The following is a 14,250-nucleotide window of genomic DNA, read 5'->3' as shown; positions in this document are numbered from 1 at the left end:
TGCCTCGCCAATTCTCGCAAAGACTATTTTTTGTGCGCAAACGACAATAGATCTGTTTGAGCCATTGCTAAATTATCCGCTGACTATATAAATGTAGAACTTGTGTTAGTCACTGTGAGCGAAAATTTCATTAAGTACAACTGCTAATCGGCAGCCGGCGAGTGTGATTCTTTTTTCTACTGCAGTTTTAACATCGTTTTCATAAGCTTTGGAAGGTATTTCACCGTATTGAATACGATACGCGAGATTGACTGCCAGCTCGTAAGATTCTTCAGACCAGCTTTCAGGATTTATGATCTGAGAAGCGGCATCGCAGGGCCATTTCTTTTCAAGATATTTAGCCTTTCTGTTAAGCTGAGCCGCGCTCAAATAACCGGTTTTAAGTAACCCGCCACCATTGTCCCAATAGGAATGGAGGTTCCTTGCAACCGGATTTTGTCCAAGAATAAGAAAATTGCCTCCCGCATCGCCTTCAGGAAAACGCCGGCTAAATTCACTGACCGCATGCATAGGCTGGTGTATGTCACCGGTAACATGCAATAAAATCCGCAGACTAAAGCCTTTATCAAAGGGAGTGGATTGACGCTTTTTAAGCGTGGCAATGGCTTTGTTCAAAGCCAGGACTGCGTTGCTTTTATCTGGGGGCACCAGAGAAGTACCATCACGGCTGAAAGGAATATCTATATAATGGAAAGACTGTAACCATAAATCGTTTTGAAAACGCAGAGTATCCATCCAGGGGCCTGCATTAACAAATGAAAGAGGCTTATATAGCCGATCCAATTGATGATTATAGTGATTAACCGCCTGCTTTGTTTCTTTAGTTAAATGATTATAGGCAATCTGCGCCACCAAACGATGGCCCAAAGCATTCCAGCTATGGGCCATATTAACAAATAATAAGAAAAATAAATAAACAAACGTCCTTATCAGATTCATCATTTACCCTAAATAAGGTGACCAGGCAGGTTCCTGAACATCACCCTGGCGAGCGGGGAGACGTAAACGAATACGTCCGTCAATTGAAACAACCCCTAACACACCTTTGTCCTGGAAACGTGTTGCATAGAGTACCAATCGGCCATTAGGAGACACAGAAGGCGATTCATCAAGTGAAGCGAAGGTCAACAGGCTCACCTGACCGCTATTCATATCCTGTACACCAATATTGAATTTGCCATTATCGCGATGATACATTACCAGATGTTTCTGATCCGGAGTAAACATTGCCCGCGCGTTATAGTTGCCATCATAAGTGATACGGTTAATACTGCCGTCGGCCAGAGACAGTTTATATACCTGTGGAGAACCGCCGCGACCTGAAGTAAATATCAGAGAACGGCCATCAGGAGTATAGCGCGGCTCGGTATCAATTGAGTCGCCAAAGGTTAATTGCTTCATACTTCCAGAAGAAAGATCGATGCTGTAAATTTTGGGACTACCACTCTTGGATAATACAACCGCTAACTGACGACCATCAGGCGACCAGGTTGGCGCACCATTAATACCAGAAAAATCAGTGACTAATTGCCGCTTTCCCGACTCAACTGAAACAATAAAAATCTGTGCCTTTCTTTTCTCGAATGAAACATAGGCAATTTTACTGCCATCCGGTGACCAGGAAGGCGACATAATCGGCTCAGGCGAAACCAGCAGGCTTTGCGGGTTATAACCATCAGCATCTGCAACTTCGAGAGAATAGCGGGCACGGCCTGCAGCTCTTTGAACCAGAACATAGGCGATTCGGGTTGAGAAAATACCCCGTTCCCCAGTCAGTTTTTCATAAACCATATCACTGATATGATGCGCCAGAGGACGAATATCATTGGCACTCACCTGGAAACTTTTGGAAAGCAGCAATTTGTTTTGACTGACCGTATCCAATAATTCAAAACTGATATCGTAGCGGTTTGAACCTATCGGAGTCACCCGGCCAGTCAATACGCTGTCAGCACCAGCCTGTTTCCAGGCCCCTACACCATTCATTTCCATGGCAGGCAAACTGATAATTTTGAATTGACCTGACAAGCGCAGATCATTATTAATCACTGATGTGATTTCCTGAGCACTGCTATTTTCTCCAAATGAATTGATCCCTATAGGCAAGGCTGAGCTGATACCCTGTGTCAACTCCAAATCAAGCGCAAAAAGATGGCTTGATACAAGCGTTAAAAAACAGGTCAGAAGTTTTTTCATAGACACAATAATTACCCCCTAACGTTCTCGGGTCTAACGGTTAAACTGATATCGCGGAATAAATTAAATGTTTCCGGATCACTTGGCACCGGCAATGGCGATGCTTTATATATAGCGGTTTGCGCGGAGCGATCGAGTATGGGATCCCCGCTGCTGCGCATCAGAGTCACTTCCAGTACCGCTCCATCAGGCGCCAGACGAATTCGGAATTGACTGGATAAATGACTGTCCACGTTTTCAGGCAGAATCCACTGTCTGCCAATCGCGTTCACAATCATCGCCTTGTATTTGTCGACTTCACCAGCCAGTCTGGCTTGCTGTGCGGCTTCCTGGGCAGCTTGCTGCTGAGCAGCGAGTTTTTGCTGAGCAGCTTTGGCCTCAGCGGCCGCTTTGTCTGCAGCTGCCTTTTCTGCAGCCAGTTTATCAGCAGCGGCTTTTTCCGCAGCCTGCTTCTCAGCCAGCTGCAGGGCTTCCTTCGCCTTCAATTCATCCTGTTTTTTTTTAAGCTCAGCCTGTTTTGCTGCTTCCTGCTGCTGTTTTTCCAACTGTTGCTGTTTACGCTTTAACTCTTCCAGACGCTTGGCCTCCTGCTCTTTTTGCAATGCCAGCTGCTTGAGGCGTTTTTGTTCTTCTTCAATTTGCTTTTTACGCTGTATTGCCAACTTTGCCGCCTCATCTTTCAACTTGGCCAATCGCTGCTGTTCACGCAGCCGTTCTTTTCGTGCATCCTCCGCCTGTTTTGTCAAAGCCTGCTGTCTTGCCTGCTCGGCTTTTTGCTGCTGTAGTTTTTCCTGTTTGAGCCGGTTAATGGTTTCCATGACTTCCTGGCTATCCACGCTTACCGCTTTTACAATTTCCTGCTGTTTTGGCTGCTCGGCCTGCTCGATAGGCAACATTTGTCCTGGCATGTTTTGGTTGTCAGCAACCAAAACAGGGCGTTCGTTACTGGATGAATCTTGCAAAAGGAAAAGTATCAGGCCAAAATGCAGAATTAAGGCAGCGATAAATGCCTTGCGATAACTCATATCATTTATCATCCCTGCATCTCCGTTTCCTGGGTGGAGTCAGTCATCAAGCCAACTTTCTCCGCGCCTGCCTGTTTCAAAAAGCCCATAGCAGACACCACCTTCCCATAAGGAACGCCCTGATCACCTTTAACCAGCACATTAATAGACTGGTTATTCTGCCTGGCAAGCTCAAGTTCAGCGGCAACTCTGACCACTAGCGCATGAGGCTCAATCGGCAGCTCAGGCTGGGCATTGATATTCAGAAAATAATCGCCTTGCTGATTAACTGATACAATAATGGGCTCCCGCTCACTGTCTTTTAAAGACTCTGTCGACGCCGCTTTGGGCAGATCAACAGTTACGCCCTGCGACAACATCGGAGCGGTAATCATAAAAATAACCAGCAACACCAGCATCACATCGATATAGGGAACCACATTGATTTCCGCAATGGGCCCGGCACCTGGTTTTTTTCTTTTTCTTAACATGGAAGTTATCCTCTAATCGGTACAGTGGTTTGTTGCTCGATTAATGCGATAAGCTCATCCTGAAATAAATCGTATTGCTCCAATATACCAGTGGCTCTGGTAGAATAACGATTAAAAGCAATCACCGCCGGTATGGCAGTAAACAGTCCAAGGGCTGTTGCCACTAAAGCCTCAGAAATCCCTGGAGCAACCATTGCGATAGTCGCCTGGGAAGCCTGACCTAGAGCCTGGAATGATGTCATAATTCCCCAAACGGTTCCAAATAGACCAATATAGGGCGCAATTGACCCAACTGACGCAAAAAAAGGCAAGTGCTGCTCCAGCTGAATCGCTTCCTTATTATGAGTAATTTGCATAACTCGTTGAATAGGCTCCAAGGCAATCGCGCCCTGCTTTCTTGTACGAACATATTCTTTGAAACCAGAATGAAAAATCGAAGCCAGGCCATGCTTACTATCCGGATTGCCATCAACATCCGCATAGAGCTTGCTTAGGTCGCTGCTATCCCAGAATCGCTGGCTGAAGCTGTCGCACTCAAGTTTTTTGCGCTTGAAATACCAAGCTCTTTGTAAAATAAGTGTCCAGGACGTAATCGAAGCGACAAGCAAGATCAGCATCACTGTTTTAACGACCAGGCCTGCCTGTATAAAATACGCTAGTACGCTCGCATGGGTTCCCACTGTATTCCTCCAGCTTTTTAGAAGTTGATTTGATGTTACTCAATAATTTCAAAAAAAATGTCTTTCCACAATGACCGATAATGTCATTTTTGCAATAAATTGAATCGATCTGGCAAGCGCCGCGGCTTGGTATGCCTGTTTACACAGACAATTGTCACCAATGCACTGCAAAGCTCGCTATTATGCTCATTCTTTATGGTTTGTTCAAATACAATACTGCATGCCGTTTTATTTTTTATATTGCAGGTAATAGTTATAAGATCATCTAATCTGGCAGGCTGTTTATATTTTAACTCCACATTTGTGATAACAAAATGGCAGTCCTGCTTTGCTAACTCAGTAAGTACCAGGCCATTGTTTCGCAACATCTCGGTTCTTGCTCTTTCGCAAAATTTCAGATAATTGGCATAATAAACGATACCCATGAAATCGGTATCTTCGGCATAAACACGAAACTGACTTGAATGTGTGAATTGAGACACTAGACACGCTCCGCCGGCTGTAATCCAAAAAGATGGTACGCCTGGGCTGAAGCGACACGGCCTCTCGGGGTACGCATTAGAAACCCCTGCTGAATTAAGAAGGGCTCCAGCACATCTTCAATCGTTCCTTTCTCTTCACCAATTGCCGCAGCGATACTGTCAACCCCGACAGGGCCACCATCAAAGCGCTCAATGACTGCCAGTAATAATTTTCTGTCCATCATATCGAAACCGTTTTTATCGATATCAAGCATCTCAAGTGCCTTTTTCGCCATATGCAGAGTGATTATACCTTCCCCGCAAACCTCAGCATAATCCCGTACGCGTCGGAGTAAACGATTGGCAATTCGAGGTGTTCCTCGTGAACGTAAGGCAATTTCTTTTGCACCAGCCTCCTCTGTACTGACTTTAAGCAGATTGGCTGAACGCTTCACGATTTGGGTTAAGGAGTCAGTTGAGTAGAATTCAAGGCGCTGAACTATACCAAAGCGATCTCTTAATGGGGAGGTCAGCAAGCCGGCGCGGGTAGTGGCTCCCACCAGTGTGAATGGGGGCAATTCGAGTTTAATGGAGCGAGCGGCTGGTCCTTCGCCAATCATGATATCCAGTTTATAATCTTCCATCGCAGGATACAGGATTTCTTCAATGACTGGGCTTAATCGATGAATTTCATCAATAAATAAAATATCGTTTTCTTCAAGATTGGTCAATAAAGCTGCAATATCACCGGCTTTTTCTAATACTGGCCCGGACGTTTGGCGCAGATTGACTCCCATTTCATGGGCAATAATACCTGCAAGAGTGGTTTTACCTAAGCCTGGAGGCCCGAAAACGAGAACATGATCAAGCGCGTCGTATCGCTTTCTCGCCGCTTCAATAAAAATGCGCATTTGAGTGCGAACCGCATCCTGGCCAATATAATCATCAAGATTCAATGGGCGGATCGCTCGATCGATAGCTTCTTCTGAGCCAATTTGGATAGCACTTATCAAACGGTCGCTTTCGAGCATTTTTATTCGTGTTATTATCAAATGCCACATTCTAGCACAGCTATCGAACAAGATAATAGCAAGATCAATGACAAATAAATCTATTTGAGAATAATCAGAATTGTTGAGCGAATACGGTGTATTCTTGAGCGAACTGTGCCTAAAGGGCAATGCATTCTGCGAGCAATCTCTTCATAGGCCAAACCTAAAACACTGTATAGATAAAAACACTTCTGTAGAGTTTTTGGTAAACTCAGTAGGAACCTGGTTATCTTCTCACTGAGTTCCAAACGAATTGCCTCTTGCTCGGGTGAGCTGTCCTGCGTATCGGGCTCCTCGCTGAAAATTTCTACAGTATCCAGACGCCGGCTTCGATAATAATTAATAATTGTCGTTTGGGTAATCTTGTATAACCAGGTCTTAAAATTAGCTTTATGATCAAATTGATTGATAAAACGAAACACTTTTATGCAAACTTCCTGAGCAAGATCTTCTACATCAGCCATTTCATCTACCTGCGCTCTGATCTGGTATACAATGCTGGGACGATAATGGCACAAAAGTCTACCAATAGCCGCTCTTTCTCCACTTCGCGCCTGGTTCACTAATTCCCTATCGAGATCTTTTTCTAGCGCAGCCATAATATGCTCTTTAATTGCTCACATCTGATTTATCGTCACAACCAATGATTGCTTTAACATTGTTCTTATTGATTATAACTCATTCATATTCAAACCGAGGATAATTGAGCGAAATTCTGTATGAGATAGCTGATCGAGGAATACAGGTATAATTTTTCGCTGCTCTGGGGTGGACAACTCTAGAAGAAAAAATAGTCCGGTGTTTAACAAAACCCTTCGCCGAGTGAAGATTATGCGCTGTCCGTTTTTGTCAAGGATCCACTCATCATAGATATACTGGATGCGGATTTTTCCTGAAGGATAAGGAGACTTCAGAATATAAAGCATCTGGAGAATAACGAGGCAAGTCAAAACCAGTTTTAAAAACAGCAGAAGAGAAGATTCCATTAACATAAGGAATGCAAACAGATACAGTATGGAGGCTGTTTTGATATAGTTTGGCGATCTATTTAACTCTATGCCGTAACTTAATGAATTGTACAAGTTCGGACAACTCCTTATCCTCAGGCGATTCTTCTGTCATCAACCAGTTATACAAATCCGGATCATCACAGCTTAATAATCTTTCCAGCGTATCAAACTGCTCACTCTTCATCTCGGCAAAACTGTACTCAAGAAAAGACTGGAACAGCAAATCAAGTTCAAGCATTCCTCTGCGGCATCGCCATTCAATTCTGGCTTTTCTAATTGGATCTATCATAATTTATGTATTTTAAAAATCGGCAAATGTTACAATAGAATGCTAATGTACTGCAAATTTATTGTTATCAGGCGCTTTTATGAACACTATTCAAATTGATAACCGAGTTTATTCTCAAATTGATTCCTCCAAAGAGAGCAGGCTTTTCCCTCTGGGAGAAGAATCTGCAGCACTGTTTGATTTGAGTTACCTGACTCTTATTGAAGTCAGCGGTAATAAATCAATGGAATTTCTACAGGGCCAATTAAGCTGTGATGTCTCAAAAGTGACATCTGACAAAATGCGGCAGGGAGTATTCTGTAACCTGAAAGGCAGAATTTTAAGCCTGGCAGATATTATAAGCTGGCAACACTACTATTTGATTGTACCCAAGGATTTATGTGATAAAACCATTGAGTCACTCAACAAGCCTGCCATGCTTAGCCGGGTTAAATTGCATGCTGTTTCTGATTTCTTCATTTTTGGCTTATATTCCTCGCCCGGCTCCCAGCCGCTCGCTCATTTGGACATTGAACTACCCGAACAGCAATATGGGCTTGTATTCAACGATGCGCTTTGCTGTTACTCCCTTGGCAATAATTATTATCATGTAATAAGCCGAAGCGATGATCTTAAGAATAGATTTATTGCACAAAAGCAGTTCTATGGTTCCCTTGCATGGCATCAGCTACAACTTAGACGCAGGCAAATAGAAATTTACCCCTCATCCCGTGGGCTTTTTCTACCGCACCGGTTGGATTTGCATCTGGCGGGATATCTTGATTTCCAGAAAGGCTGTTATAAAGGACAGGAGATTATCGCCCGTACCCATTATAAAGCCAAACTTAAACATAAACTTGCTATTTATCTGATTGAGACTGATGAGCCCTTAGTGCTTGGCCAGCGTATTTTAGCGGATGATCGAAATAGCGAGCTGGGAGAACTTGTCGATTTTTGTCCTTTAGAAAACAACCAATACCTGGCTGCAGCGAGTATTCTTTTTGAGCATCCAGAGAGGGTTTATTTTGAAGGGCATCAGAATTCTGTCAGATTACAGGAAAACATACCCGCCGGCTTTTACTGCCATTAAGTTAGATACACCAAAAACCGTCTTTGCGAGCGTTAGCGAAGCAATCCAGATCCTAACTCAATTCAAGTTTCAATCTGGATTGCTTCACTATGTTCGCAAAGACAACAGCTTAGTTTCTTGGTTCTATTTACGCAACAACGCTTTCGCGGGGTAGGACAGTTTAATTAACTTTACTGTAGAAACTGCGAGTTACTTCTTAGAGCCCGGCAGCATCTTTCTTAATACATCATCTCTGTCAATAAAATGATGTTTTAAAGCCCCTGCAACATGCAGAACAATTAATGCAATCAGGATCCAGGCGATGGTTTCATGAAACTCGAACATTAAATCGGACAGGCTTTTATCAGGCATCACTCCGGGAAAAGGAACATTAAAAAAGCCAAAATAGCTTGGAGTGCGATCAGCAGCGACCGACATGATCCATCCGGAAAGCGGCATTAATATAAGAAATAAATACATAGAATATTGCACTACGCGGGAAAGAATCTTTTCCCAGAGTGGAACATTTTCTGGTAACGGAGGTCTTCCACTTTTAATTAACCAGATAATCCGAAGTATAACCAGCAAAAGAATACTCAAACCTAATGATTTGTGTACCATATACGCTGTTGCTGCATACTGATCAGGGATCTCATCAAGAAAAAATCCTACCGCGAGCATCCCGAGCACCAGTAAGGCTATCAGCCAGTGAAAAAACTTGGAACCACTTGAATAATGGGTCACCAACTCCCTTCTGTACATCTGAACTCCTTTTGTAAAATCCCAAGCAAGTGACTTTATCATTTCAAGATATGAGCATAAAAGCAATCATTTAATTGATTTAGAATGATACGCGTGTTCTATAAGTTTGGTTCACAGATCTCACTGAATCCCACGAACAAGTCCATAGTATCTACCCATCACCCCTACGCCCTGCGGCTTGTTCGCAGGGTCCAGTGTTTCTCTATGAGTTTCCTGGATCCCTCGGACAAGCCGAGGGACGTAGAAGCGAGTAGCGGACTCTGTTTTCAGAGATGTGTAGATACTTATTGAACACTAGTAATTCAGCGCTCTACACCAGGGCTTCTTTTTCAGTCATTTGCATTGTGGTCTGCGTTAAATCAAGCAGTTCACGAATCGCAACAAAGTACATAGTGTAATTCAGACTGGAACTGGCACGAAGATCAGCCAATATATGCTGCCAACGTTCAATCAAGCCGGAATGGCTCTCTGCCCATGCAGTGAAACAACCCATGAAATCTTTCTGCTGGTTGTCCAGCGTAATCACTCCAACAGTAAGCTGTCTTTGCTGCCAATCCAAATCATCCCGTAATGCTTCGCGTGACAATGCCTCCCAGTTATTGTCTGTTGGATGAGCAATAATTTGAGAACGGATCCAGTGCAGATCGAGAAACTCTCCAATCCCAAAATAAAGTTCAGCCACCTTGGTGACACTAATATCAAGCTGTCGAGCAATTTCAACAATATCCATCGCTGAAAATAAAGCCCGGACGGCCGTTAAATCACGAGCCAGTTCAGGACTTAATCCCTCTTCCAGTTGCTGATTATATTGACTTGCATAAACTTCCTTGTAATCAGCCCCGAATATGCCAGGAATTGCCTGTTTTAACTCAGCAACCCCTGGAGCAAAAGCCTTCACGGCCTTACTGATATTTAAACGCAGACGTTGGTTACGCAAGAACCACCTTGTGGTTCGTCTCAGCAAACGCACACAAGACATCACCAGATCCATTTGCTTTTCAACAGTGATCAGCGTTTCCAGATTTTCAATCTGATGCCAGATGTTATCAATATCCAGAATACTTCTTGCAATCATATAAGCTCTTGCTATAGCCGATACAGGCGCGCCGGTTTCCTCTTGCATACGAAACACAAAGTGAAAACCCATTTCATTAATGATGATATTGCTTAATTTCGTAGCAATAATTTCACGTTTCAATGGGTGCTCCTGCATTTGCCTACTGAATCGCTCTTGCAGAGGTTTAGGGAAATAGCTCACTAAAATGCCTTTTAGATAACTATCCTCTGGCACATTGGTCGCCAGGATTTGCTCTTTAAGAATAGTCTTACTATAACTTTGCAATACCGCGATAGCTGGACGCCCAAGCCCTTTGCCCAAGAGCTTTCTCTCCATGAAGACTTTGTCGTCAGGTAAAAACTCCAAAGCCCGATCGATTTTACCAGTACGCTCTAATTCGTTAATATAACGGGTATGCAACTCGACCATCCGCAGGGAATTCTCGGCAGTAAAGCTAATGGACCGGGTTTGGGCAAAATTATCTTTAAGCACCAATGCCGCCACTTCTTCCGTCATTTCTTCCAAAAGCTCATTTCGCTGTTTAAAAGTTAAATCACCGGCAGCAACTATTGTATCCAGCAAAATCTTAATATTGACTTCTTTATCTGAACAACTTACCCCTGCGGAGTTATCAATAAAATCAGTATAAATTAAACCGCCAGCCAGGGAATATTCAATTCTGGCAAGCTGTGTCAAACCAAGATTTCCACCCTCGGCAACCACTTTACAGCGTAACTGAGTCGCGTTGATACGGATAGCGTCATTGCTTCGGTCTCCAACATCCAAATGCGTTTCAGTGGTCGCTTTAACAAAAGTACCGATACCAGCACTCCAGAGCAAATCGACTTTGGAACGTAAAATGATGCGAATCAGTTCATTAGGCTCGATATCTGATTGCTTGATTCCGAATGCCTGCTTCATTTCCTTGCTGACAGCGATCGATTTGGCATTACGATTAAATACACCGCCACCCTTGGAAATTAATTTTTTATCATAATCCGCCCAGGTTGAGCGAGGTAAATTGAACAGGCGCTGGCGTTCATTGAAACTGGTTTCGGGATTCGGGTTTGGATCAACGAAGATATGCATATGGTTGAACGCGGCAACCAGTTTGATACGATGCGATAAAAGCATCCCGTTCCCAAATACATCACCCGCCATGTCGCCAATACCCACCACAGTAAAGTCAGTGGTATTGATATCGACATTCATTTCATAGAAATGCCGTTTGACCGATTCCCAGGCCCCACGTGCGGTAATACCAATTTTCTTGTGATCATAGCCCACCGATCCGCCGGAAGCGAACGCATCTCCCAGCCAGAATCCAAATTCCAGCGAGATTGCATTGGCAATATCAGAAAATGTGGCAGTCCCTTTATCAGCGGCGACGACCAGATACGGATCATCTTCGTCAAAACAGATAACATTGTCTGGTTTGACCACATGACTGTCTTTGTAATTATCAGTAATATCAAGCATGCCGCGAATGAAATCCTGATAACAGGCGATACCTTCCGCCAGAATCTCTTCTCTGGAACCATTGGCAGGCAAACGTTTGGGAACAAATCCTCCCTTCGCTCCTGAAGGCACAATTACCGCATTCTTGACCTGCTGGGCTTTCATCAATCCCAGAATTTCAGTGCGGAAGTCTTCACGACGATCCGACCATCGCAATCCCCCGCGAGCTACTTTACCGCCACGAAGATGCACTCCCTCGAAGCGGGGAGAATAAACGAAAATCTCAAATAGGGGATGCGGTTTAGGCAAATTGGGTATCAGCCTGCTATTTAATTTAATAGAGACATAGGGCTTATAATTCCCCTGCTTGTCCAACTGATAATAGTTCGTCCTTAAGGTCGCCGCCATTGTATGCACATACTGTCTGATAATTTTGTCTTCATCCAGATTGGCGACGTTATCCAGTGCGGCAAACACTTCTTCAACTTTCTCTCCAAATTGAATTTCACGCTTGGGATTAGCCTCTGGATTAAAGCGCATTTCAAAAAGCTCAACCAGTTTTTTGGCAATCAGCGCATTGTTATTCAGTGCGGACTCAATATATTCCTGGCTGAATGTCAGACCTATTTGCTTGAAATAACGCGCGTAAGTACGCAAGACTGCGACTTGTCTCCAGTTTAAACCAGCGGCCAGAACCAATTGATTGAAGCCGTCATTTTCTGCTTCACCAAACCAGACGCTGGCAAAGGCATTCTGGAATAAATCTTTAATTTCATCGATATCAAAACATTCACCGCCGGTATATTGCAGTGAAAAATCATTGATCCAGGTTGTTTTGCCATCGTCAAATTTTAAAGTATAAGGTCTTTCACTAATAGCACGCATACCCAACCGTTCAATGATAGGCAGCACATCTGAGAGCGGAATAGTATTATCATGTTGATAAATTTTTAGCCTGAAACTGCTCGCCACTTCATCCATCGGACGATAGAAGTTCATTACCAGGGGGTTATCTTTCGATAATGCCTCTATATGTTTAATATCATAAACTGCAGTTCGCGGAGTAAAGTTATCTTTATAAGCACCAGGGAAAGCAGATTTGTAGCGCGCATTCAGCCTGTTTGACACTTCCTCACCGAAGGCCTCTGACAGAAAGTGCTGCAAATCATCTGTCCAGGAGCGGCCAATTTCAATAAGCTTTTGTTCGATTTCTTTGAAATCCCACTCGGTATTATCCTGAGGATTGGTTTTGATAATAAAGTGAATACGGGCAAGCACCGATTCTGAAAACCAGGTCGAAAAGCTAATTTCCTGCGCGTTAAAACTCTCGGCAAGTTCTTTTTGCATTGCCTGACGCAATTCTGTGTTAAATCGTTCCTTAGGCACATAAACCAGGCAGGAAACAAAGCGGCGATAAACGTCTGTACGAGCAAACATGCGGATACGGCGGCGTTCCTGCATGTAAAAAATGCCCATAGAGATTTCCAGGAGTTCATCTTCAGACGCCTGGATCAAATCGTCGCGGGGCAGGGTTTCCAGAATATTCAGCAACACTTTGCCAGCATGGCTGCGAGGGTTTAAATTAGAATTTTTCATTACCGTCGCGACTTTATGCCTTAGAAAAGGAATATGCTTGGGATTGGTATTATAGGCCGCAGAGGTGTAAAGACCGATAATGCGTCTCTCCCCGATGACCTGTCCTTGTTTATTAAAGCGTTTGACACCAATATAATCGGTATAGGCACTGCGGTGAACAGTAGCTTCTGTATTAGTCTTGAACATCACCAGAGCACGATTGGATAATGTCAGTTCGCGTGCTTCAGGCGTCATTGCCGAAATACTGCGTACATTTGACTTGCTCATACTGGATCTCAGAACCCCCAAGCCCGTTTGCGCAATCGGCTGAAGAATCGTTTCCTGTCCTTTATGAACGAGATCATAATCCCGTATACCAAGAAAAGTGAAATGATGGTCTTCTATCCAGCCTAAAAATTCTTTGGCCTCTTCCACCTCAGCCTGGTCGATTATTCCTGCAGCTTCACTAAGCTCGTCAATCGCTTCACGGACTTGTTGCCGCATCATTGGCCAATCTTCAACGATGGCGCGATTATCTTCAAGAACCCGCTCGAAATTACGATGTAATTCTTCAAGCACTTCAGGATCAGTCTGGCGATCAATCTCAATAAAAATAGGGGCTTCTACATAGGTGGACGAGCCTTTTTCGCTGCTGCCTCTTGGCAATACCTCAGCAACCTGGTGCTGTTTATCTCTGCGAACAGTAAATCCGCCCATATGAATCACTAAATGGGAAACCAGGCCAAGACGGTTAATCACCATGCGTAATGTATCAACCAGAAAAGGCATATCGTCAGTAATGACCTCAACAACAGTATGAGTTGTTTGCCATCCATGCCGTTCGTAATCGGGATTATAGATACGAATTTTGGTTTCATTGGGAGAACGTTGCTGAATGAGCGCCCAAAAATTGATAGCTGCACCATACAAGTCATCAATGTCCCATTCACCCAAATCTTCAAGGGCAACGGTGCCAAAAAACTGACGAACAAATTCGGCACAATAAAGACCCTGATCACCGGTCATTTTCTGACGTAATTTATCAACGACTTCCTGGATAATCAGATCCTTGCCCGCTTCAAACTTATAAGACATGCATTTACCTCATCAGGATGGGAAATAAATTTTTGAGGAATTATATACTGGACCCCATTCAATTTGCGAGAA

General features: G+C 43.8%; 12 protein-coding genes. 1 reads left to right on the top strand and 11 read right to left on the bottom strand.

The annotated features are described in order from the left end of the window. Positions 1-105: 105 nt before the first annotated feature. The 9 genes from DYH61_RS06340 to DYH61_RS06295 all read right to left on the bottom strand — a co-directional run bounded on the left by DYH61_RS06340 (position 106) and on the right by DYH61_RS06295 (position 7,183). Complete coding sequence (locus DYH61_RS06340; RefSeq protein WP_065236111.1) at positions 106-942, bottom strand: S1/P1 nuclease; 837 nt, start codon at positions 940-942, stop codon at positions 106-108. Beyond that, positions 943-2,196: a Tol-Pal system beta propeller repeat protein TolB gene (gene tolB, locus DYH61_RS06335; protein ID WP_058506632.1), complete on the bottom strand. Its 1,254-nt coding sequence runs from the start codon at positions 2,194-2,196 to the stop codon at positions 943-945. Between the two features lie 11 nt (positions 2,197-2,207). Continuing rightward, positions 2,208-3,233: a cell envelope integrity protein TolA gene (gene tolA / locus DYH61_RS06330; protein WP_058506633.1), complete on the bottom strand. Its 1,026-nt coding sequence runs from the start codon at positions 3,231-3,233 to the stop codon at positions 2,208-2,210. Continuing rightward, complete coding sequence (gene tolR, locus DYH61_RS06325; RefSeq protein ID WP_058506634.1) at positions 3,230-3,691, bottom strand: protein TolR; 462 nt, start codon at positions 3,689-3,691, stop codon at positions 3,230-3,232. Before tolR ends, tolA begins: the two co-directional genes overlap by 4 nt. A 5-nt stretch (positions 3,692-3,696) precedes the next feature. After that, positions 3,697-4,371: a protein TolQ gene (gene tolQ, locus DYH61_RS06320; RefSeq protein ID WP_058506635.1), complete on the bottom strand. Its 675-nt coding sequence runs from the start codon at positions 4,369-4,371 to the stop codon at positions 3,697-3,699. 83 nt (positions 4,372-4,454) lie between these two features. Then, a complete protein-coding gene (gene ybgC / locus DYH61_RS06315; RefSeq protein WP_146063023.1) occupies positions 4,455-4,853 on the bottom strand; it encodes a tol-pal system-associated acyl-CoA thioesterase in 399 nt (132 codons plus the stop codon). Continuing rightward, on the bottom strand, positions 4,853-5,863 hold the full coding sequence (gene ruvB, locus DYH61_RS06310; protein ID WP_058506636.1) for a Holliday junction branch migration DNA helicase RuvB: 1,011 nt from the start codon (positions 5,861-5,863) through the stop codon (positions 4,853-4,855). Before ruvB ends, ybgC begins: the two co-directional genes overlap by 1 nt. Before the next feature lie 80 nt (positions 5,864-5,943). Then, positions 5,944-6,483 (bottom strand): sigma-70 family RNA polymerase sigma factor, encoded by a 540-nt coding sequence (locus DYH61_RS06305; RefSeq protein ID WP_058506637.1) that lies wholly within the window; start codon positions 6,481-6,483, stop codon positions 5,944-5,946. A 445-nt stretch (positions 6,484-6,928) separates the two neighbouring features. Further along, positions 6,929-7,183, bottom strand: a complete 255-nt coding sequence (locus DYH61_RS06295) for an FAD assembly factor SdhE (RefSeq protein WP_058506639.1) — start codon at positions 7,181-7,183, stop codon at positions 6,929-6,931. A 79-nt stretch (positions 7,184-7,262) separates the two neighbouring features. Between DYH61_RS06295 and ygfZ the strand changes: the two genes are divergently transcribed. Further along, positions 7,263-8,252, top strand: coding sequence for a CAF17-like 4Fe-4S cluster assembly/insertion protein YgfZ (gene ygfZ, locus DYH61_RS06290; RefSeq protein WP_058506640.1), 990 nt, complete (start codon positions 7,263-7,265; stop codon positions 8,250-8,252). A 189-nt stretch (positions 8,253-8,441) separates the two neighbouring features. Here ygfZ and DYH61_RS06285 read toward each other — a convergent pair whose 3' ends face one another. Then, positions 8,442-8,993 (bottom strand): cytochrome b, encoded by a 552-nt coding sequence (locus tag DYH61_RS06285; protein ID WP_058506641.1) that lies wholly within the window; start codon positions 8,991-8,993, stop codon positions 8,442-8,444. 310 nt (positions 8,994-9,303) lie between these two features. Beyond that, the gene (locus DYH61_RS06280) at positions 9,304-14,178 is read right to left on the bottom strand and encodes an NAD-glutamate dehydrogenase (protein ID WP_058506642.1); all 4,875 of its coding nucleotides are present in this window, start codon (positions 14,176-14,178) and stop codon (positions 9,304-9,306) included. Positions 14,179-14,250 lie beyond the last annotated feature (72 nt).

Origin of the sequence: Legionella quinlivanii (genome assembly GCF_900461555.1) — a bacterium.
Lineage (GTDB): Bacteria > Pseudomonadota > Gammaproteobacteria > Legionellales > Legionellaceae > Legionella_C > Legionella_C quinlivanii.
Note: the sequence above shows the minus strand (reverse complement) of the source record. Positions and strands in the feature narration are given on the sequence as shown.